This window comes from Clostridium sp. JNZ J1-5 (assembly GCF_053901425.1).
In genome coordinates, this window is the sequence record NZ_CM132773.1 from 2,634,934 (window position 1) to 2,657,600 (window position 22,667).

The following is a 22,667-nucleotide window of genomic DNA, read 5'->3' on the forward strand; positions in this document are numbered from 1 at the left end:
TTCCATTGATAGGCTAAAGCTGCTTTAAAGTTAAAATATAGAGTTAACTAATACTTATATTTTTTTCTACTGGAAATAAATATAGTGACTACTAAAATTATTAAGGAAGATAGTAGTGCTTCTCTATAGTATAGAATCATTAGGTTATTATTAAAAGCATATTTTACTATTTCTTTTGATGCTACATTAAAACATCTATCAATAGCAGTAAGGCTTATATTTTCAGGAATATCATTTGGCGTATGGATCTTTGAATTATCATTATCACAGAAAGTTATGGCGTCTATATTATTTTCCCTAAAGGCTTTATGATCACTGGCATCTTCAAAAAGATAATTAAAATGAATTTTCTCATCTGAGCAGGTATTTGACACTGATCTTAGAAAATCAGTTTTAGCAGTATCTTTTTTACCTCCTACAATACAAAGTGGAACCCCTTTGTCACTGCCAATCATATCAAAGTTATAGACCTTACTATTCATTATATTTTCTTTATACTTTTTAACGAATTCAGATGACCCAACACAACCAAATTCTTCAGCATTGAATCCTAGGAAAAGTATACTTCTTTCTGGTTTTCCTAGGGAAGATATATATTTAACCATTTCAAGCATAAAGGATGTACCAGAAGCATTATCAAGTGCCCCTCTGTAGATAGTATTATTTAAGTCTGTCCCCAAATGGTCAAAATGAGCAGATATAATGATTGGAGCTAAAGAACTATTACTGCCTTCTATGTAACCCATAATATTTCTAGCCATGGCTTCTTTGATAGTAAAAGGGATAAAACAATCAACTGAATAACCTTCACTTAAATACTTATTTATTAAATTTAATGTATTATTAGTCACCATTACGCACATACTCCAGCGGGCAGTGTTAACAAAAGAGCTTCTAAAATTTAAGTTGTCTTTAGAAGGTACATAAAATAGGAAATAGTCTAGATTTTCCTCCACTTGAATTAAAGTATCTTTTGAAATTATTGATGGATTTTGTTTATCAAATTTAATTGTATTGTTTTTAAAATTAAGCATATCTTCTTTATAATCTTTACCGTAATCAAATTGTTTTATTGTATTCCCTTCATTATCAATTATATTTAGACGAGGTTCTCCAGTTATCCTATGGGGGTAATTAATTTTAAAAGACTGGGTATAATCTCCCATAAAGGGTTTTAAGTTATTTTCTATAAATTTAAGTTTAATATATTCTTCAATTTCCCTATTTTCTATAGTCCCAGTAAGCCTACCCTTAAAGTAATCGGAGCATAGATAATTTATTGTGCTAAGTACGTTTTTATTATTAAAAGGATGAACTGCATAATAAATTTGGAAACTAAGATTTAATATAATTAAACATATTGACAATATAATTTGACTTATCAATCTTCTCATAAATTACTCCTTAAAAATTAATATATAACTATAGTTATGAAGGTATAAAGTTGTATATGATGAATTATTGGACTTTTTATTTAGGTTAGGGTAAAATTATGAAGGCAAATGTTAACTAATAATTCTTATTTTAGTGAAAGGTTTTAGATTGCAAAACTAGAATAAGTTAAAGAGGATATATTGAACTAATCAGAAATGGAGGATATTATGGCTAAAATTAATGAAAAGTTATCTAAAGAATTTGGAGTTGCAATAAAACAAATAGATAGTGTTATAGAGTTGTTAGATGATGGCAATACAGTGCCGTTTATTGCAAGATATAGAAAAGAAAGAACTGGCGGATTAGATGATGTAATGTTAAGAAATATAGCAGAAAGATTAACATACCTTAGGAATCTAGAAGATAGGAAAGCAGATGTAATTAGAATTATTGAGGAACAGGGTAAGCTCACTGAAGAATTAAAGTTAAGCATAGAAAAGTGTGAAACTTTAACGGAAGTTGAGGATATATATAGACCTTATAAGCCAAAGAAAAGAACAAGAGCTACTATTGCAATGGAAAAAGGACTTCAACCACTAGCTGAAACTATTTTAAGTGGAGAGTTTAAAGGAGAAATAGATGAATATGCAAAACAATTTTTAAATGAAGATAAGGAAGTAAATTCTGTAGAGGAAGCAATAAACGGAGCAAAGGATATAATAGCAGAAATAATTTCTGATGAGGCGGAATTTAGAAAATGGATAAGAGAATTTGTAAGAAGAGAAGGAGTAATAGAGTGCAGTGGAAGTAGTGAAGAGCCAACCCCTTATGAGATGTATTATAAATACTCTGAAGCTGTTCGTAACATTCCTTCTCATAGAATACTTGCTATAAATAGAGGAGAGAAGGAAAAGATATTATCAGTAAAGGTTACTAGTAACTTAGATAAGATAATAGATTATTTAAATAGAAATTCATTAAAGGGAAACTCTATTACAGATAAATACATACAAGAAGCTGTTGAAGATTCACTAAAAAGACTTATTTATCCTTCAATAGAAAGAGAAATAAGAGCCGAATTAACAGACAAAGGAGAAGAAGGCGCCATAGAAATATTTAAGGCTAATTTAAAAGCGCTTTTAATGCAGGCTCCTATAAAAGGGAAAGTAGTTCTAGGATATGATCCAGGTTTTAGAACAGGTTGTAAGATTGCTGTTTTAGATGATACAGGAAAACTATTAGACATTGCAACAGTATATGCTACAGCACCTCAAAATGATATAGAAGGTTCTATTGCGAAACTTAAGGAATTAGTATACAAACACAATGTAGATGTTATATCTCTTGGAAATGGTACAGCTAGCAGAGAATCAGAAGAAGTTATAGCAAAACTCATTGATGAAGTTAAAAAGGAAAAGGGAAAAGATTTATCTTATGTAGTAGTATCTGAAGCAGGAGCTTCCGTTTATTCAGCATCAGAATTAGCTTCTAAGGAATATCCTGATATAAATGTGTCTATTAGAGGAGCTATATCCATTGGAAGAAGACTTCAGGATCCAATGGCTGAGCTTGTGAAGATTGATCCAAAATCAATTGGAGTTGGACAATATCAACATGATGTAACGCCTAAAAGACTAGATGAATCTTTAAAAGGAATTGTAGAAGATGGAGTTAATAGCGTTGGGGTAGACTTAAACACAGCCACACCTTCACTTCTATCATATATATCAGGAATAAATTCTACTATTGCAAAAAATGTAGTTGATTATAGAGAAGAAAATGGTAAATTCAAGGATAGAAAAGAACTTTTAAAAGTTAAAAGATTGGGACCAAAGGCTTACGAGCAATGTGCAGGATTTTTAAGAGTACCAGAAAGTAAGGAAGTTTTAGATAACACAGCAGTACATCCAGAATCATATAAAGCTGCAAAAGCTCTTTTAAACATTTTAAGTTATAGTGAAGCAGATGTTAAAATAGGAAAATTAGTGGATATTGACAGCAAAGTACAGGAAGCTGGAATAGATAAATTAGCAGAAAATATAGGAATTGGAGTTCCTACACTTCAAGACATAATAAAAGAGATTAAGAAACCGGGTAGAGATCCTAGAGAAGAACTTCCTAAACCTATATTTAAAAAAGGCATAGTAGATATAAATCAGTTGAAACCTGGGATGGTTTTAAATGGAACTGTAAGAAACGTGGCTGACTTTGGAGCTTTTGTAGACATAGGAGTACATCAAGATGGTTTAGTTCATATAAGTCAATTAGCAGATAAGTTTGTAAAGCATCCTCTTGATATAGTTAAGGTTGGAGATATTGTTCAGGTTAGAGTAATAGAAGTGGATGATAAAAGAGGTAGAATATCATTGTCTATGAAAGAAATAGAATCATAAAAATTAAGTTGAATTTTAAATATAAAAAGTATATAATAAATGTATAAATTAAATATTGTATCTTCAGGGCAGGGTGTAATTCCCGACCGGCGGTATAGTCCGCGACCCGTAGGAATACGGCTGACTTGGTGAAATTCCAAGACCGACAGTAAAGTCTGGATGGAAGAAGGTATAGGTAGTTACATTAGATTTTTTTGCCCTGGCTATTTTTAAATTGTCAGGGTTTTTTGATTTTTAAACTGCCCATACCCTTGAAGATAGAAACAGGGGGTATTAAGATGAAAAATAGAAAACTAAACACAATGATTAAAATTTCACTGCTATCAGTAATGGCATTTATTCTTATGTTCTTCGAGGTATCAGTACCACTTTTTCCAGAATTTTTAAAGATAGATATAAGTGATCTGCCAGCTTTACTAGGTGCCTTTGCATTAGGACCTGTGGAAGGAGTAGGAATAGAATTATTTAAAAACATACTTAAATTAATATTTAAGGGAACTCAGACTGGATTTGTTGGAGAGTTTGCTAACTTTATAGTAGGAGCAATCTTAGTTGGTACTGCTGGAAGTATATATAAGATAAAAAAATCTAAAAAGACAGCAATATTGGGATTATTAGCAGGCTCAATAGCAATGTCTATAGTAGCATCTGTATTAAACTATACTATATTTTTACCTTTATATGCTAAAGCTTTTAAGGCTCCAATAGAGGCTTTCGTAGCTATGGGCGCTAAAGTTAATCCAAGCATAAAGAATGTAAAAGATCTAGTAATGTGGTCTATATTACCTTTTAATTTATTAAAAGGAATTGTAGTATCAGTAATAACAGTACCTATATATAAAAGCGTTTCACCAATACTTCATAAAGAAGAAGTTGAAAAAAGTAAAAAAGGTGCTTTTGAAAATTAATAATATAAATATAGTGCGACAAAATAGCGGCATGTAAAATTACTTGGCTAACGCATATATGTATCATTGAGAAACCTTTAGTACTACTAGTTATTCCTTCAAAGTTTCTTCAATTGACACATATATGCTAGCCAGTAATCTTACATGCCTTAATTATTTGCAACTAATAAATACTACAGTAAATACTAAAAGGACTTCAAAAAGCAAAATGATAATTTTGCATGGCGTAGCCACACTGTAAAGTTACTAAGTATATATTGTGAAGATGGCTAAAAAATTACCTTTAATAAATGCGGTAGCATGTGGATATTTTTCGAAACAATTTATAAAAAAGCATCCTATAAAATAATCTATCTTTTATTCACTGATACAGATTCAACAGGCTACTCCTAAAATCATGTCATCCTCTACAATTACTCATATATTTATAGTGTAAGTAATAGCGACCTTGTTTTACCTTGTATAATGAACTCATAGTAAATTCATTATACTTTTCCTTTCTTAAAGATAATTTACTATAATAACATAAGACGCTGTGGATTAGTTTTTTTACATATAGCTAGACTATTTAAATTAGGATATAACCACAGCTTTATGCTTATTTGTTAATTAGTTAGATAACGCATGACGTTTTATATAGAGCAAGGATACATTTAGCATAAAGTGAGTGGAACATAGCGGACTAAACTATAAGGAGTGTTCTTATGATTTATATTGGAATCGATGTAGCTAAAGAGAAGCATGACTGCTGTATCGTTGATTCAGATGGTGTTATTATTAATGATTCTTTACGTATATCCAATTCTCGTGAAGGCTTTGAATTGCTTTATTTCTCAATTCTTTCCTCTCTGCCTGACAAGGATATTTCTAACGTAAAAATAGGACTTGAATCAACAGGTCATTATAGCACTAATCTCCAAAACTTCTTGTATGCTAAAGGTTTCAAGCTTTCTATTCTCAACCCTTTAGCTACAAATCTTTTCCGTAAGGCTCAAACCCTTAGGAAAACTAAGACCGATAAAACGGATGCATTAGTTATTGCTAAAATGCTCTTTTCTGATGATACAAAATCCTATTCACCAGTATCATATCAGATTCAAGAGCTAAAGTCACTAACTAGACATAGATATCGTTTAATCGGTTATAGAGGAAAATTAAAAATATCAATAACAAGACTAATAGATATCATGTTTCCTGAACTACCTAAATACTTTTGGTCAATTCATCAAAATTCCTCTTATTGCCTCCTGTCGGAGTTACCTGGTCCGCAGGACGTGGCTAATTGCCATCTCACTAAGCTTACTAGTATTCTAAGTAAGGCTTCTAGGGGCAAATATGGAAAAGATAAAGCTACCGCTTTAAAAGAAGCCGCTAGGCATTCAATTGGAACTAGCACAAAATCTTTATCTTTTGAATTACAACAAACTATTAGGTTAATTCAATCAGTTCAAGCTGAGATTGATGCTTTAGACCTTCAAATAAAAGAAGTTGTTACCGAGATTAATTCTCCAATAATGAGTATTCCAGGTATCTCATATACTCTAGCAGCTATAATACTTTCTGAAATTGGAGATATAGAGAAGTTTACAAGCCCAGCTAAACTTTTAGCATTCGCTGGATTAGATCCTTCTACATATCAATCTGGTAAATACAGTGCTTCTCATACACCGATGGTAAAACGTGGCTCTACATATCTCCGTTGGGCTATACTTACTGCATCTAGAACTGTTTCAATGAGAGATTCAACCTTTGCATTATACTTATCAAAGAAACAGTCAGAAGGTAAGCATTACTATGTTGCCATGAGCCATGTTGCTAAAAAGCTTATACGTGTTGTATTTTATCTTTTAAAAACCAATACCACATTTATTCCACAAATGTAATCCTGACTTTTTAAAAAAGGCAACTAGGTTGCTTTATTTGTCATGCACTTTTTTAAGAAACTAAAAATATAACTTTTCTTTTAAAATTACCTTGACTTCATATAGTTAGTCTAATTTAAGGTACTAAAAGTTAGAAGTTATATAATTCATTAAGGGAATTTTGAGCAAGTCTTAGAAGTTCTTAACGTAGCGAAGATTCTCTGTTGAATTATATAACTTCGATTTTTAGCACCTTATTTTGTAGTTACCAAGGTCGCTATTTTGCCGCACTATACTTAAAGTACGTTTCTTTTCCACATGAGAACGGCATTTGTACCATCCTCGTAATAATTTTTTCTAATACCTTCTTCAATAAAACCATACTTTTTATATAGATTTTTAGCTACGGTATTAGTTTCTCTGACTTCTAAAGTTATAGATGGTATTTCTAATTCCTTACAGATATCGATTATATTTTCGATGAGAACATTGCCTGCACCTATACCTCTAAAATCAGGATCTACTGCGATATTTGTTATATGGGCCTCATCTATAATAATCCATATTCCAGCATAACCTATAACTATATCGTCTTTTTTTACTATGATATATCTTGTAAATTTATTTCTTAATTCATTTTTTAAAGATTCCAAACTCCATGGAGGATTGAAACATATATTATTTATTTCTAGAACATCTATAACATTACTCTCATCCATAGGGCAGATAAATAAATCATTCATTTGTAAGTCCCCTTACTTTATTTTCATATTCTCTTTCAGCTTGAGACTTTTTAAGATAAATAGGTGAAAAGGTTAATAGGCTATCATTAAGTCCCTTTTTTAGATTTTGCAATCCTAGTTCACCAAGGGAAGATGCTCTAGTTAAATTTATGTTTGCAGGAGCAAAGTATACGTTGTTAAGACTACTAGAAAGCTTTTCACTAAATTTATATACACCATCACCTATAAAGCTAACGGATTCTGATTCATTATCTTTTATAAGAGAAATTAGTTCATCGATATGAAGAGCCATATAGTCTGTAAGCCTTTCTAATTTTCCCTGAGTAAATTTATATAAAGCTGTATAAACATTATCTCTTAAGGCGTCCATTATTGGACATATAATTCCACTAGTATAAGCCAAATTGTAAGCTAGGCCGTCTAAAGAAGAAATACCAATAAGCGGTTTATTTGTGCCCTGAGCTAACCCTTTTATAGTGGCCATGCCAATTCTAAGACCTGTAAAGGAACCAGGACCACTTGATACTACAAACCCATCAATATTATCTAAATCTAAACTTAAATTTTTAAGCAAGGCATCTATTTGAGGCATTAATATAATAGAATGCTGTTTTTTATCATTAAATGTTATTTCTCCAAGTAATTTTCCATCTTCTACAATAGCACAGGAAGCACTTGCTGATGAAGAATCTACGCTAAGAACTCTCATATTTTAATCTCCTTTACGTAATCATATCTGCTGCCATTAAATTGTATATCTATTTTTCTAAAGTTTTCTCCCTTGTCAGGAAGCTTTTCTATTGTAATCTTAATATGTTCTTTTGGAATTAATTCTCCTATATAATTTGCCCATTCAATTATGGTTACACCATCTCCGAATATGTATTCATCAAAGCCTATAGCTTCAATTTCATCAGGATCGTTAACTCTATATACATCAAAATGGTATAATTTATGCCTTCCATTATATTCATTTACTATATTGAAAGTGGGACTAGTTATATGGTCCTGGATGCCTAGTCCTGTGGCTATGCCCTTTGTAATATGAGTTTTACCAGTGCCTAAGTCACCTATTAGGCAAATTATATCTCCGCTTTGTGCTCTTTTACCTATTTCAACACCTAAATTAATAGTTTTATCAACATTATCAATTATAAACTCCATGTATATTCACTCCTAAGTTTAATACGTTATAACCAAATAGCTATACTAGTTATTTTATACTAAAATAGGATAAAATAAAAGTAGATAACAAGCAAAGGCACTCTTTAAGAGTGCCTTATTGAATTTAAAATTCAACCTATGTAAGTTTTTATAGTTGCTAGCTAAGGGATAAAGCGTTTTTTAAATGATTTAGAGCGCTTTTGCAAATAAGATTTTCATTTGCCATACTGTCCATCATAGATAGAGCTTTTTCTTTACTTAATCCATCTCTGTATGGCCTATCTTCTGTTAATGCTTGATATATATCACAAACTGCTATAATTCTAGATTCTTCACTTAAAGCTTCAGAAGACAATCCAGCAGGGTAACCTTTACCATTTAATTTTTCATGATGATTAGAAGCCCAATCTCTTATATCTTCAATATTGTCTATTTTGTCCAATATTATGTAAGTATAATATACATGAGATTTTATTATAGAAAACTCGTCTTTATCAAGAGGACCTTCTTTGTCTAATACTTTAGATGGTATAGCTAGTTTCCCAATATCGTGTAGAAGGCCTGCTATTTTCATTTTCTTGCACTTTTCTTCTGAGTATCCTAAGTATTTTGATATTTTAAGGGCGAGTTCTGAAATTCCTATAGAATGTCTAGCTGTAAAATTACTCTTAGAATCTATTATATTAGAAAAAATAAAGGCTATTGTCTCAAAATCATCTAAGTCTAGATAAATATCTAATTTAGGAGAGATATTATCCAAAATAGAGCCTATAAAGGCTATGTTTTCTAAGTCAAACCAAAATAAATCTTTAGATGCAACATCAAAAAATGCATTAGAAACTTCTGGTGAAAGTATTATACCAGCATTAGATTTTACCCAATTGATTATTCTAGTTTGTTGTTTATATGGAGGAACGTTCTCTTCATATAATAGTTCAACTAAATCAGCTAATCTTACAATTTGGCTTTCTATTGGAGTCTTATTTCCTTTTAAATTCATAGGACCAGTACCATTATAGTTTTCGTGATGATATAAAATTATATTTGATATCTTATTAAAAGTAGAAAAGGGCTGTAATATATCATAGCCTTTTATACAGTGTTCCCTTATATACCCTCCTGGAATATGACTAGATTTCAAACTATTTGTTGCTCCTATGTCGTGTAAAATAGCAGCTAAATGGAGATTTTTCATATCCTGCTTACATAAGTTTAAAGCATATCCTATTCTAAGTGCTATATAAGCAGTACGTTTTGAATGGTTAGTAAATTCATGATCTGAATAATTTATATTTGATACATCTTCAATTATATCTTCTTTATCCCCAATTGAACTAATTTCAGCTAAATCAAGAGCTATAGACATAGCTCGTATAGTCTTAGATAGACTTATATTCATGTTTTTACCTCACTTTGAAATGTTATCATTAATTTTATAATAATTCTAACACAATATTTTTTATTATAAAACATAGTATTTGTAAAATCTATAGTTTAATTAGTATAATTTGCCACAATACATGCTTTAAGTATATATTATGGTAAATTATATATGATATAAAAAATTTAAGAGTTTAGGTGCTTTAAGTTAATTAAATAAGTATTAAAAAATATGTTGCATATGTTTAATATGCATGATATAATATTAATCGTGTCGAAGGGGTATGGCTCAATTGGTAGAGTAGTGGTCTCCAAAACCATTGGTTGTGGGTTCAAGTCCTACTGCCCCTGCCATTTTCAAAACGGAAAAAACAAAAACTGAACAAAGTAAAAAATCGCACTAAGTTTATAAGAGCTTGTGCGATTTTTTTATATAAAAATATTTTTAATCATTTCATATAGCTAAGATTGTATAAAGGTGATTTAATAAATATGTAGCTATGAATTATAATTAGTTATATTTTAAAGTAAATAAAGGTCATGATATAGATAATATAAAGAATAAAACAAGTATATTTGGAGGTGCTGTAATGGATGAAAAAAAATTAGAATTTACTATTTTTGTATTGAAAGTCTGTCAGAAAAACTAGGAATGGGTGCTAAAAAAGTAAACAAGCTAATTAAGGATACAAACTATGAAGAGAAAATTATACGAGAAAACCTAGTTTTGTTAATTCACAATCGTAGAATAGATTCGTAATCAAATTATAAACTTGGAGAGATTGAATGATAACAATAAAAAAATTTAAAAACACTTTGTTAGATGAAATTAGACAATTAGAAATAGCAGAATACCAGAAGGATTATGTAAATGTTGATTTTGATGAGATACTAAAAATGGTTCAACATCATCCGAATATGAATGTATTTGGAATATACAATGATAATATCATTGTAGGTTTTGCATGTTGTCTTTTAGATAATGATGGAGATATGAATTTGCTCAAATTTATGATTGATTACCGTTATCAAGGAAACGGGTATGCAAAAGTAGCTCTAGGACTGATATTGGACTTAATGAAACCATTTGCGGCTAAAGGGGAATTATGGCTAAGCATGCACCCTCAAAATGTTGTAGCAATTAAACTTTACAAAGAAATTGGATTTTTACAACAGAAAACACAATTTGATGCTGACGATGAGATATTTTTCAAATACATTTTTGCTTAATAAGTACAAATTTTTGTTAATGCAAAATCTCTAAGACCAATCTGAGTAGTAACATTTAATTTTAGTGAAAAATAGGTAGAAATAAGATTTATTATATTTACACAATTCTTCCTTCGGAGGAACAGGTTTCATAATTACACATTATATAAAATATGATAAGATAAAATACGAAAATTAACATTATACGAGGAGGAATTTTAATGCCGAAATTAATAAATTGTAAAGCATGCGGACAAGAGATTGCAAAAGGTGTGAAAAAGTGTGTTCATTGTGGAAAAGATCAAAGAAACTTTTTTATGAAACACAAAATTTTAACTGGAATTATTATATTATCTATATTAGGTGGAATTGCATCAATAGGAAATAAGCCTAAAAAAGTAGGCGAAACTAAGCCTACTACTGCATCTACAACAAGTGCAAAAACTAATAAAAACGAAACTAAAACTTTTAAAGTTGGAGATATAGTTCAACTAAGTAATTTCAGATTTACAGTAAATAAGGTATATACAGTAAAAGGCGATGAATTTTCAAAACCAAAAGACGGAAATGAGTTTGTTGCTATAGATTGCACTGTGGAAAATACATCTGATAAAGAACAAGCTGTTTCATCAATGATGATGTTTAAAGTTGTAGACAAAGATGGAAGAGCTTGTGAGTATTCTCTTATGGGTCAAACTGCGGCAAAAGCTGGACAATTAGATGGAACTGTTGGTGCTGGAAGAAAGCTTACAGGTGTATATGTAGTTGAAGTTCCAAAAGGTCAAACTGGATTAGAAATGGAATTTGATGGTTCACTTTTAACTAGTGGGCAAGTAGTTGTAAAATTAAACTAAAAAACTTACATCTGATTAATTTCAGAGATTTTATTTTATTCTAGAGAAGTAAATATTTTATTGCAAAGGCTATTTTTAAGTAGTATACTAATTAGCACAAACTATATAGATTAATAAACTTAAAACTTATGTAGGTGTATACATATATAGTATGGGAAATGGTTTAGAGCCAAAATAGAACTCCAAAACCGTTGGCTGCAGGTTCAAGTCCTATTGCCCATGCCATTTCCAAAACGGAAAAAACAAAAACTAAACAAAGTAAAAAATATCGCACTAAGTATATAAGAGCTTGTGTGATTTTTTTATTTAAAAATATTTTTAATCATTTGATATAAGTTTTATCATACCTTCCTGATCCTTATTCAATAAAATAGCTGAAAACTCTGTAGCAGTTGATGCAGAATTGTTCTCTACTGCTTGTTTAAAAAATATTTTAAAAATGCTTCTTATGAATCTGGACTCTAATATATAATCTTTCTATTAAATGCAACGAAACTTCATATCATGGTATAATCTTTTTTAAGAATCATTTACCAGAATGTAAAAAGGATGGATTTAAGAAATATGAATTATGATGTATTATTTAATGAGTTTCAGTGTATTGAGTCAAAGGATTTAACTTTAAGAAAAATTGAAATATCTGATTTAAATGATCTTTATGAAATTTATAGTAATGAGAAGTTATATAGTTATAAACCTGGAAATGCTAAAAAAACTATAGATGCTGTTGAAAATATGATTTCCCATTTTGAAAGAGACTTTAAAAAGAAGAAAACTATTTTCCTAGGTATCTGCCTAAACGATGCCTCACAAAAGCTTGTTGGAATTGCTGAAATTTTTGAGGTTAATCAACGTGTAAATTTAGTCAATATTGGATATACATTAAATGAAAAGTATTGGGGGAGGGGCATTGCTACTAAAGCTGTTAAGATATTGATGGATTATTTATTTGAGGTAATAGATGTAAATAGGATACAAGCCTATATTATGCCAATTAATGTTAAATCACAAAATGTTTTAATAAGAAATGGTTTTATAAAGGAAGGGACAATTAGGCAAGGTTTTATATGGACAGGTAAAGGTGTTGTAGATTTGGAAGTATATTCAATTCTAAAGTCAGATGTCAGTAAATAATTGATGAAGATAACTCATTCAATAGGAAAAACTTTTAAAGGAGTTAAATTACAGGATTGTGTAACTTAACTCCTTTTTTACTAAATATCTAAATCTTTTATTAATGATTTAAGACTGTTTGCAGAAGCTCTAAGCTGAGAAGATTCTTCTTGGTTTATAGGTATTTGGAATATTTTTTTAAGCCCAGTTTCACCTATCATACATGGTGCTCCAATGTATACATTATCTATTTCGTATTCACCATTATATAGTGCAGATATAGGAAGTAAGGCATTTTCATCATTTACTATAGCCTTTACTATTCGGGTAACAGCAAGAGCAACTCCGAAATTTGTATATCCTTTACCTTGAAGAATATCGTATGCAGAATTTACAACTTGTTTGCCAATTTCTTTTTTTATTTCATTATTAAAATCTTCATTGATGGCTTTAAAGTAGGAGTCTATGTTTATTCCATGGATGTTGGTTTGACTCCATAAAGGAACTTGTGAATCTCCATGTTCTCCGATTATTAAAGTATCTATATCTTTTGAATCGATGTTATATTTTTTTTCAAGAGTATATTTTAACCTTAATGTATCAAGAACTGTTCCGGAACCTAAAACTCTATTATGTGGGAAGCCAGACAGTTTATAAGTAACATAAGTTAATATGTCTACAGGGTTTGATACCACTAAGAGTATAGCGTTGGGGTTATATTTAACAATCTCAGGTATCATAGATTTAAAAACTTTTAGATTTTTATTTACGATATCAAGTCTTGTTTCTCCATACTTTGGGCCAATACCAGCAGTTATGATTACAATATCAGAATCGCTAGTATCTTTATATTCTCCGTGTATAACTTTTACATCACCAAGAGCAGAAGTAGCGTGTCCTATATCCAAAGCTTCAGCTTTAGCTTTATCGTTATTTAAATCTACTAAAACTATTTCTGAAGCAATTTTTTGAAGTGTTAAAGCGTGAACGATAGTAGATCCTACATAGCCAGCTCCTATTACAGAAATTTTGGCATTGTTTATTGACATTAAAAGCACCTCCAAGGTTAAAGTTGTTCAATAATAGTAGCATAAGTAAATAATTAAATATTATTAATATTATTATCTACACTAATATAACTAAAATAAGCAATATTAAAAAATAAAAATCGATAGTTAATTTATTAACAAATATGTTTTATTATATATTGATTTGCAAATAAAATCAATATATTTTTAAATGATTTTCTCCTTTTTACTACAAAATTTACATTTTACATTTATTTTTTTAAAAAAATTATGAATATATAATAAAAGTACTATAAAAGATAGTTAGTTAATTAACTAACTATTAGGAAAATTAAACATTAATATAATTTATCTATTGGTTAAGACTAATATAAGAAGTTTTTATATGATTAATTATTACAAAAAATTTTTATAAATTAAATTTTATCTTAGCTTAAAGTTTAAGATTAATTTTTGGAAGGTGGGTGAAAACGTGACTAGAAATAAAAGAGTTGCCCTTTATATGCTATATATTTTTATTGCTAATATTTTTATAAATTTTGGTTTTATCGATAAAGTAAATTCAAAAGAATATTTTACTGAAGAAACTCAGATGGAAAAGATAATTTATTTGACCTTTGATGACGGACCAAGTAGCGTTACGCCTAAAGTGCTAGATGTATTAAAAGAAAAAAACGTTAATGCAACTTTTTTTATTATAGGAAATCAAATTAAGGGATATGAAGAAGTTGTAAAGAGAATTTGCAATGAAGGACACAGTATTGGACTGCATACCTATACACATAAATTTAAAAATATATATTGCAGCAAAGAAGCATTTATTAAAGAAATGTATAGTTGCAGAGATGAAATAGAAAAGGTTGTAAATGTTTCACCAAGTATAATTAGATTTCCTGGTGGAAGTAGAAGTCGTTTAAATAAAGAATTTTTAAAAGAACTCCATAATCTTAATTTTAAGATATATGATTGGAATATGGTTATTCCCGATGGAATGAATCCAAAAGCACCTCCAGATAAATTGTTTAGAGAGGCTACAAAAAAAAATAGATAATGATAATAATATTATATTATTAATGCATTGTGATTATATGCATGAAAATACTTGTAAAGCACTACCAAGAATTATAGATCACTATAAAAAACTAGGTTATACTTTCAAGATTATTAATGAAAATACTCCAGAATATTATTTTCCCATAAAATGATAATTCGAATTTTAATTTTATTATAAATTTTGGTAAGCTAAGTATATTTTTAAAAATTCAGCTGCATTGTAATCAAAAATTACAGTTAGCTGATTTTTTATGAATTTTTTTATAGCAGATAGGTATAGTTGAAGAAAAATTCAGAGCTTAATTTTACAATTCATATGTTAAAATAACAATTTAGTATTAAGATTATACATTAATTAAAGAAATAGGAGAAAGCATAGTTCAGGGATACTATTTTTACAGACTACTTCTAAAAAATGAGATAGACAAGCTGTTCAAATTAAAAACATCTTATAGTTTTTATAAGTAGAATAATTCTTGAATATTTAGTATTAGCATTATTATATAAAATATAAACTAAAATAAAAATTAAACGATAATAGTTATTATAAAATATTGTTTTAATAATGAAATCGTTTAATATAATTAAACATTAACATAATATAATAAAGGAGTGATAAAGGTGGGAATAATCAAAAATTTAAAAATCAAGACTAAACTATTATTATCTTTTACATCTATGGTTCTAGTTATTATACTTGTGGGTGGCATTGGAATCTATAGCGTTGAAAAAATAAGTAAAAATGGAGAGACAATGTATAGTTATAACATTAATAGCATTAATGAGCTACACTTGTTGACGGAAAATTTATTAAACATAAGGGCAGAGCTCCAAGGTTTAGTGTTTATAGATAGAAATGAAGTTGGAAAGCAAGAAAGGTTAAATAAATTAGAACAATTAAAAAAAGAGAATATAGGATATATGGAGGTGTATGATAAGCTACCTTTATCAGATAAAGCTAGGAGCATTTGGAATGTATTTAAAGGACACCTTGAGACCTACAGGATCGTTAGAGATAAAATGATTGGATTTGTTAAACAAAATAATTATAGTGAAGCAGAAAAGTATTGGCCAGAATTTCAGAAGGCAAGATCTAATATGTTTAATTCCATAAGCGAATTGATAAAGTTAAATGAAACTATGGCAAAGGAAAAAAATGATGAAAATGTATCATTACATAATAATGTAAGTAAATTATTGATTTTATTTATGATAATAGGTTTAATTGTAGCAATTTCTTTAGGAATGATTATTGCAATATATATTTCAAAATCAATAAAAAAGGGCTTAGAATTTGCAGAGGCTATTGGTAATGGAGATTTATCTAAAAAAATAAATCTTAATAGCAAGGATGAGCTTGGGCAACTTGGTACTTCATTAGATAATGCAAGGCATAATATAAAAGAATTAGTAAATGAAATTATCCAGCAATCTGAAGAAGTAACCGCTACAAGTGAGGAACTGTCTGCGACTGTTGAAGAAATAACTTCAAAATTTGAGAGTATAAACAATTTTACTGGAGAAATAGTAAAAGAGACACAAGAAGCAAGTGCTATTACAGAAGAAATCTCTGCTTCTGTGCAAGAAGTGAACTCAGGTGTAAGTGAACTTTCTAATAGGGCAACAGATGGAAGTAATGAATCTTTAACAATAAAAGAAAGAGCAAAAGAGATAAAAGAAAAAGGAAATACATCAAAAATATCTGCAATAAACCTATATGAATTAAAACAAAGTAATATTGTTAAGGCTATAGAAGAGGGGAAAGTTGTTAATGAAATTAAGATAATGGCTGATTCTATAGCACAAATTGCAGAGCAAACTAATTTACTTGCTTTAAATGCAGCAATAGAAGCTGCTAGGGCAGGAGAACAGGGTAAAGGATTTGCAGTGGTAGCAGATGAAATAAGAAAGCTTGCAGAACAATCTTCAAATAATGTAAAAAATATTCAAAATGTTATTATAAAAGTACAAAATTCTTTTGAAAATTTATCAACTAACTCTCAGGATATCCTTCAATTTATTGATAAAGATGTTAAAGGAGATTATGATTTGTTAGTTGATACAGGAAACAGCTATGATGAAGATGCTCAATTTGTAAGTAAAATGTCTGAAGATATAGCATCCATGTCTGAAGAAATAAATGCAACAGTAGATGAAATAGCTAAAGTAGTTCAAAATATTGCATCTTCAGCACAAACAACAGCTGCTAATTCTACTGAAATAATGACTAGTATTAGGGAAACTACACAAGCCATGGAACAAGTTGCGGCTACTTCTCAAAGCCAAGCTGAAATTGCTGAAAAACTAAATAATCTAATACAAAGATTTAAATTGTAAAATATAAATTAAATAAAAGTAAATGTTCTTGGAACAATAGCTTTAGTACGGTATAAATATGGTATTATAAGATAAGGAAACAAAATGAAGGCTAACTTATTTGCCTTCATTTTGTATTTTGTCTATAATAGCTTTGAAATCAATGGTTTTTAGAGGAGAACATAATTATGTTTTTTTTCGATATTTTGGGAATTAATAGTAAAGAAAAAGAATTAAGATACGTTAATAATGTTGTATGTAAAAAAGTGCGGAAGGTAATTAAATCTTCTTTTAAAATATGTTCTAACTGTGGAGAAAAGGTAAAATAGAGTAAGTCTAAAATTTCTCAATTTAATGTATGTGCTTCCGTAGACAGTAAGAAGATAGAGTGATATAATTACACTGTTTTGCATATAGTATTAAATATTATATTAGGAGATATATAATATGAAGAAAGTAATTATTTTGATCATATTACCTATTTTTTTATTTTTAGGATGTACAACAGATAATATAGAACCTTCTAATAAAGTGATAGACAATAAAAATGTTAATGTACAACAAAATAATATTAAAAATCAAAAATATAGCTTTGGACCTATGGCGGATTTATCTAAAATTGATGATCAAACTAAAAAAGAATTACAAGTCTTTCTTAATAGGTTAGGAGATGTACCTAAAGATAAAATTACATTTAACATAATGAAAGCAGAATTTCATGAAGACGGATCTTTAGTCATTGATCTATTTGTCCGCAGCGGACATCCCTATACTATATTCGATATAGATGCAAAACTAGAAGTTATACAAGAAGGAAAGACAGTTGCATCAGCTAACTTTAATTTTGTAAAAGAAGAATTTGGAGAATTGCCTGCAAATACTTCAAGACCTTGGTCAATTTTATATTTTCCAGAAGATATAAAGGATAAAAATATTAATTTAGATAAAATAACCTTAAAGGGTGTTGATTATCAATATGAATATTAAAATCTTGACTAGAAGTATATTGTATAATGCTTTTAATCAAGATTTTTTATTTTTGGATTGATAGAAATATGGTAAAATATTTTAGAGAGCAATATGAATGGAGGAAGTTCAAATGCTAGAGTACGACATAGTCATTATAGGTGGAGGACCAGCAGGCCTAGCAGCGGGGATAAGAGCTAAAAAAGAAGGAATTAATAAGGTCTTAATATTAGAGAGAGAAAGTTGTCTTGGAGGAATACTTAATCAATGTATTCATAGCGGATTTGGGGTTGAGACTTTCGAAGAAGAATTAACAGGTCCAGAATATGCAGAGATATTTATTAAAAAAATTAAAGAAATGAATATAGAATATAAATTAAACACAGATGTATTTGATTTTAATAGAGATAAGGTAGTACTAGCTGTCAATGAAGAAGATGGTATACTTGAAATCAAAGCTAAGGCAGTTATCTTAGCTACAGGATGTAGGGAAAAGCCAAGGGGGGCTATAAATATAGCTGGAAGTAAAAGTGCCGGAATATATACTGCAGGAACAGTGCAAAAATTTATAAATTTAGAAGGATATATGCCAGGAAAAGAGGTTTTAATTTTAGGGTCAGGAGATATAGCTCTTATAATTGCAGAAAGACTTATTCTAGAAGGTGCCAAGGTAAAAGCTATTGTAGAAGTTATGGATTATGTTGAAGGAAGTGAAAAGAACTTAAAAGAATGTGTATATGATTTTAACATACCACTAAAACTATCTTATACAGTATTAGATATACAAGGTAATGATAGAGTGGAGGGAGTTACTATTGCTAAAGTTGATAAAGATAAAACCCCTATAAGAGGAACAGAAGAATTTATTAGTTGTGACACAATAGTTCTATCTGTTGGATTATTCCCTGACAATGAACTTGTCAAAAGAGCAGGCATAAAAATTTCTTATTCTACTAAAGGACCAGAAGTGAATAACGCAATGGAAACGGAGATAGAAGGGGTATTTGCTTGTGGAGATTTACTATATGTCCATAACCTTGTAGATAAAATAACAGAAGAGGGGTACAGGGCAGGAGGAAACGCTGCTGATTATGTTAAGAAAATAATATAATTTAAGTTATATGCTTAGTATAAACAAATAACCTATGGACTTTAATTCCATAGGTTTTATTAAAATAATTTTTTTAGGCATGATTTACAGATCAACATCTTGCCTTTATTTGCAGATATAATATCTTCTTTATTTTTTATTAAATTACCACAGATTTCGCATGAAATAAGGCTATTATTATTTTTTTTAGATTTCTTAGGATATAACCCTTCAGATTTTTTGTTAGAAGGAGGAGAATATTCTATTGATGGTATAGGCTCTTCTCTTTTTTTTATTTCATAATTCATACAATAAGTACTTTCACCAAATAGTTCTAATTCAAAACGTGGATTTTTATCATCATAATACTCTTCTATTATGAGCCTTCTTATTTGAGCATCGTTTATTATAAGTCCACTCTTTTCTATGCCATCAAATATGCTTTTAGGTATATTTGTTGTATCAGGATGTCTTTTTTTACTTTTATAGTACACTTTCAATATAGCAATTAGTGATTCTGTAAAACAAATATTTGGATTTTGAAGGCGTGCCTCATATGCTATTTGCTGTTCGTATATCGCATATCTATCATGATATTTTCCGGAATTAAATGGTAAAATGGATCTTCCGCTTAAATTAGACAGTTTAAAATTAGATTTAGAAATTGGAGAACCTTGTATTATAATTTTAGCATAATTGTTAGACATAATATTAACTCCTTTAATAATAGGATGAATCTAGCAAGTTAATTATAGCACATATGTTCGATTAAATTAATATTAAATTTGTGCTATATTAAAATTAGATAAATCTACCTTAATTATTTGCGGATTTATGTTATATAAAGTATAATTATTGCTGAAAATTATTAACAGATACATTAATATTTATTTATATAGGAAAGGTGAAAATATGGACACTGATATAAAAATACTTGCATTAGAAACTAGTTGTGATGAAACGGCAGCATCAGTAGTTGTAAATGGAAGAGAAGTATTATCTAATATAATATCATCACAAATTGATATACATACTAAATTTGGCGGCGTAGTTCCGGAAGTTGCATCAAGAAAACATATTGAAGCAATAAGTATAGTGGCAGAGCAAGCATTGGCGGAAGCAAAGCTTACATTTAATGATATAGATGCTATAGGAGTTACCTATGGACCTGGGCTTGTTGGGGCTTTACTTGTTGGAGTTCAGTACGCTAAAGGTCTTGCCTATGCATTAAAAAAACCTTTAATTGGAGTAAATCATATAGAAGGTCATATTAGCGCAAATTTTATTCAATATAAAGATTTAGAACCTCCTTTTGTATGTCTTGTAGTTTCAGGAGGGCATACCTTTATTGTATATATGAAAGATTATGGGGAATTTGAAGTGCTAGGTCAAACTAGAGATGATGCGGCTGGAGAAGCTTTTGATAAAGTAGCTAGAGCTATAGGGCTTGGATATCCTGGTGGACCTAAAATTGATAAAATATCAAAAGAGGGTAATAGAGAGGCTATAGTTTTTCCAAAGGCAAATTTCCATGATAAGGATTGTTTAGATTTTTCATTTAGTGGTATTAAATCAGCGGTACTTAATTATTTAAATAAGATGGATATGAAGAATGAAGATATAAATAGAGCTGATGTAGCGGCTTCATTTCAAAAAGCTGTGGTAGACGTTCTTGTAGAAAATGCTTTAAAAGCATGCAAAATAAAAAGTGTAAATAAAATAGCTATAGCTGGAGGTGTTGCATCAAACTCTTGTCTTAGAGCCTCAATGATAGAAGAAGGAAGCAAGAAGGGAATAGAAGTATTATTTCCAGAGCCTATATTATGTACAGATAATGCGGCTATGATAGGTAGTGCTGCATATTATGAATTTATAAAAGGAAAGAGAGCACCTTTAGAATTAAATGCTATACCTAATTTAAAATTAGGGGAGAGATAATAAATATTGTATAATAGTGAGCTATATTGTAAATTTTAATTAAAGCAAAATTTGAGTAAAGTGGAGGCCGTTTAATGACAGTATCAAAAGAACTAACAAAGGTTGCTGAAAAAAAATTAGCTAAAAGAAAAAAAATATATGAAGCAGCTTATGAACTTTTTACTAATAAAGGGGTAAATCAGACATCTATAGATGATATTGCTAAAAAAGCCGGCGTAGGTAAAGGAACTTTTTATCTATATTTTGAAGATAAATATGATATCATGGATAGAATAGTTTTAAGAAAAAGTTCTATTTTGTTAAAAGAAGCAATAGATAGAATAGAAGCTGACCTAAATGGAAAAACTATTACTTTTGAAGATAAGATAATTTTATTTACTGACTATGTAATAGAATATTTAAAAGAAAACAAAAAACTATTAAAGCTTATAAATAAAAATTTATCTTGGGGAATATTTAGAAAAGCTCTAAGGGATCCTAAAAATCATGGAGAAGTAGAGAGAATTAAAAAATTCTTTTCAGATAATAATAGGATATTGAGAATTGATATAGATTTAGATATGGAGGAAAAAGTAATATTCATGCTTATTGAGCTTATAAGTTCTGTATGTTATAGCTCAATAATACTAGAAGAACCGGATAATATAGATAACATGAAACCTATACTATTTATTATGATTAAAAAGATGCTGACTTAGAAGAATAAGTTAATTTTTAGAAAATTTTTATGATAGTCCTTTTTATATAGAAGGAATTATTCTATAATATTTATATATTATTTGTAAGAGGTAAAAATCCTTTACTGCTAATAAAATTGGGGGGTGAGAAAAGGATTGGAAAAGGTACTTGTTGTTAATGATTGTAAGTTGGAGCAGATTATAATTAAGGATATATTAATAAAACTTGGATATGAGGTAAAAATAGGGGACGAATACGGAGCAATTAACGCGTTTAAAGAGTTTCTGCCTAATATAGTTATAGTAAACTTAATTATGAAAAATACAACAGGTGATGTACTTATAAAGAAAATAAAAGAATTTAGCAAAAATACAAGATGCATTTTATCTTCAAGTAACCCATTAAAATTTGAGGAGTTTGAGGAAAGGGAGGTAGATGCTGTTATCCAAACACCTGTAGATAAGGAAAAATTATTAGGTGTGCTTAACAGTAAGCCACAAATTAAGTTTTGTATTAACTGTGGAGCTGAATTAGAAAATAAGTTTAAAAGTAAAGCGATATTTTGTCCATACTGTGGAATTAAATTATAAAAATATTA

The 22,667-nt window shown here is 29.3% G+C and carries 19 protein-coding genes, 1 tRNA gene, 2 pseudogenes and 1 riboswitch; of the genes and pseudogenes, 15 read left to right on the forward strand and 7 right to left on the reverse strand.

What is annotated here, in order from left to right; translation table 11 throughout:
* Positions 1-47 precede the first annotated feature (47 nt).
* The gene (locus ACWW38_RS12725) at positions 48-1,394 is read right to left on the reverse strand and encodes a M28 family metallopeptidase (protein ID WP_456257922.1); all 1,347 of its coding nucleotides are present in this window, start codon (positions 1,392-1,394) and stop codon (positions 48-50) included.
* Positions 1,395-1,601: 207 nt separating this feature from the next.
* Here ACWW38_RS12725 and ACWW38_RS12730 point away from each other — a divergent pair, with 207 nt between their 5' ends.
* The 3 genes from ACWW38_RS12730 to ACWW38_RS12740 all read left to right on the forward strand — a co-directional run bounded on the left by ACWW38_RS12730 (position 1,602) and on the right by ACWW38_RS12740 (position 6,558).
* Complete coding sequence (locus ACWW38_RS12730) at positions 1,602-3,767, forward strand: Tex family protein (protein ID WP_456257923.1); 2,166 nt, start codon at positions 1,602-1,604, stop codon at positions 3,765-3,767.
* A 55-nt stretch (positions 3,768-3,822) separates the two neighbouring features.
* Positions 3,823-3,942, forward strand: a riboswitch (FMN riboswitch).
* 103 nt (positions 3,943-4,045) lie between these two features.
* Positions 4,046-4,675, forward strand: a complete 630-nt coding sequence (locus ACWW38_RS12735; RefSeq protein WP_456257924.1) for an ECF transporter S component — start codon at positions 4,046-4,048, stop codon at positions 4,673-4,675.
* A gap of 704 nt (positions 4,676-5,379) precedes the next feature.
* Positions 5,380-6,558, forward strand: coding sequence for an IS110 family RNA-guided transposase (locus tag ACWW38_RS12740; protein WP_456257925.1), 1,179 nt, complete (start codon positions 5,380-5,382; stop codon positions 6,556-6,558).
* A 275-nt stretch (positions 6,559-6,833) separates the two neighbouring features.
* On the opposite strand, the gene rimI is transcribed toward ACWW38_RS12740, so the two are convergent.
* From rimI to ACWW38_RS12760, 4 genes are all read right to left on the reverse strand, one after another.
* Positions 6,834-7,280, reverse strand: a complete 447-nt coding sequence (gene rimI / locus ACWW38_RS12745) for a ribosomal protein S18-alanine N-acetyltransferase (protein ID WP_456257926.1) — start codon at positions 7,278-7,280, stop codon at positions 6,834-6,836.
* Entirely contained in the window at positions 7,273-7,989 is a 717-nt protein-coding gene (gene tsaB, locus ACWW38_RS12750) for a tRNA (adenosine(37)-N6)-threonylcarbamoyltransferase complex dimerization subunit type 1 TsaB (RefSeq protein ID WP_456257927.1), read from the reverse strand. Before tsaB ends, rimI begins: the two co-directional genes overlap by 8 nt.
* Positions 7,986-8,444 (reverse strand): tRNA (adenosine(37)-N6)-threonylcarbamoyltransferase complex ATPase subunit type 1 TsaE, encoded by a 459-nt coding sequence (tsaE, locus tag ACWW38_RS12755; protein ID WP_456257928.1) that lies wholly within the window; start codon positions 8,442-8,444, stop codon positions 7,986-7,988. Before tsaE ends, tsaB begins: the two co-directional genes overlap by 4 nt.
* A gap of 157 nt (positions 8,445-8,601) precedes the next feature.
* Entirely contained in the window at positions 8,602-9,843 is a 1,242-nt protein-coding gene (locus tag ACWW38_RS12760; protein WP_456257929.1) for an HD-GYP domain-containing protein, read from the reverse strand.
* A 259-nt stretch (positions 9,844-10,102) separates the two neighbouring features.
* On the opposite strand from ACWW38_RS12760, the gene ACWW38_RS12765 reads away from it, so the two are divergent.
* The 4 genes from ACWW38_RS12765 to ACWW38_RS12780 all read left to right on the forward strand — a co-directional run bounded on the left by ACWW38_RS12765 (position 10,103) and on the right by ACWW38_RS12780 (position 13,021).
* Positions 10,103-10,178: transfer RNA gene (locus ACWW38_RS12765), tRNA-Trp, on the forward strand.
* Positions 10,179-10,610: 432 nt separating this feature from the next.
* Positions 10,611-11,054, forward strand: a complete 444-nt coding sequence (locus ACWW38_RS12770) for a GNAT family N-acetyltransferase (protein ID WP_456257930.1) — start codon at positions 10,611-10,613, stop codon at positions 11,052-11,054.
* A gap of 296 nt (positions 11,055-11,350) precedes the next feature.
* A complete protein-coding gene (locus ACWW38_RS12775) occupies positions 11,351-11,887 on the forward strand; it encodes a DUF4352 domain-containing protein (protein ID WP_456260463.1) in 537 nt (178 codons plus the stop codon).
* Positions 11,888-12,451: 564 nt separating this feature from the next.
* Positions 12,452-13,021, forward strand: coding sequence for a GNAT family N-acetyltransferase (locus ACWW38_RS12780; RefSeq protein ID WP_456257931.1), 570 nt, complete (start codon positions 12,452-12,454; stop codon positions 13,019-13,021).
* Between the two features lie 80 nt (positions 13,022-13,101).
* On the opposite strand, the gene ACWW38_RS12785 is transcribed toward ACWW38_RS12780, so the two are convergent.
* Positions 13,102-14,049: an L-lactate dehydrogenase gene (locus ACWW38_RS12785; protein ID WP_456257932.1), complete on the reverse strand. Its 948-nt coding sequence runs from the start codon at positions 14,047-14,049 to the stop codon at positions 13,102-13,104.
* 481 nt (positions 14,050-14,530) lie between these two features.
* Here ACWW38_RS12785 and ACWW38_RS12790 point away from each other — a divergent pair.
* The 5 genes and pseudogenes from ACWW38_RS12790 to ACWW38_RS12810 form a co-directional block, all read left to right on the forward strand.
* A pseudogene (locus ACWW38_RS12790) lies at positions 14,531-15,233 on the forward strand (polysaccharide deacetylase family protein).
* 469 nt (positions 15,234-15,702) lie between these two features.
* Positions 15,703-17,418, forward strand: a complete 1,716-nt coding sequence (locus ACWW38_RS12795; RefSeq protein WP_456257933.1) for a methyl-accepting chemotaxis protein — start codon at positions 15,703-15,705, stop codon at positions 17,416-17,418.
* A gap of 167 nt (positions 17,419-17,585) precedes the next feature.
* Positions 17,586-17,726 (forward strand): hypothetical protein, encoded by a 141-nt coding sequence (locus tag ACWW38_RS12800; RefSeq protein WP_456257934.1) that lies wholly within the window; start codon positions 17,586-17,588, stop codon positions 17,724-17,726.
* 118 nt (positions 17,727-17,844) lie between these two features.
* A complete protein-coding gene (locus ACWW38_RS12805; protein WP_456257935.1) occupies positions 17,845-18,384 on the forward strand; it encodes an SLAP domain-containing protein in 540 nt (179 codons plus the stop codon).
* A gap of 112 nt (positions 18,385-18,496) precedes the next feature.
* Positions 18,497-19,462: pseudogene (locus tag ACWW38_RS12810) on the forward strand (NAD(P)/FAD-dependent oxidoreductase); the annotation flags it as partial.
* A gap of 71 nt (positions 19,463-19,533) precedes the next feature.
* On the opposite strand, the gene ACWW38_RS12815 reads toward ACWW38_RS12810, so the two are convergent.
* Positions 19,534-20,160: a RusA family crossover junction endodeoxyribonuclease gene (locus ACWW38_RS12815; RefSeq protein ID WP_456257936.1), complete on the reverse strand. Its 627-nt coding sequence runs from the start codon at positions 20,158-20,160 to the stop codon at positions 19,534-19,536.
* Between the two features lie 205 nt (positions 20,161-20,365).
* Between ACWW38_RS12815 and tsaD the strand changes: the two genes are divergently transcribed.
* The 3 genes from tsaD to ACWW38_RS12830 all read left to right on the forward strand — a co-directional run bounded on the left by tsaD (position 20,366) and on the right by ACWW38_RS12830 (position 22,659).
* Positions 20,366-21,391, forward strand: coding sequence for a tRNA (adenosine(37)-N6)-threonylcarbamoyltransferase complex transferase subunit TsaD (gene tsaD, locus ACWW38_RS12820; RefSeq protein WP_456257937.1), 1,026 nt, complete (start codon positions 20,366-20,368; stop codon positions 21,389-21,391).
* Between the two features lie 74 nt (positions 21,392-21,465).
* Entirely contained in the window at positions 21,466-22,089 is a 624-nt protein-coding gene (locus tag ACWW38_RS12825; protein ID WP_456257938.1) for a TetR/AcrR family transcriptional regulator, read from the forward strand.
* Between the two features lie 135 nt (positions 22,090-22,224).
* Positions 22,225-22,659, forward strand: a complete 435-nt coding sequence (locus ACWW38_RS12830) for a response regulator (protein ID WP_456257939.1) — start codon at positions 22,225-22,227, stop codon at positions 22,657-22,659.
* Positions 22,660-22,667: the final 8 nt, after the last annotated feature.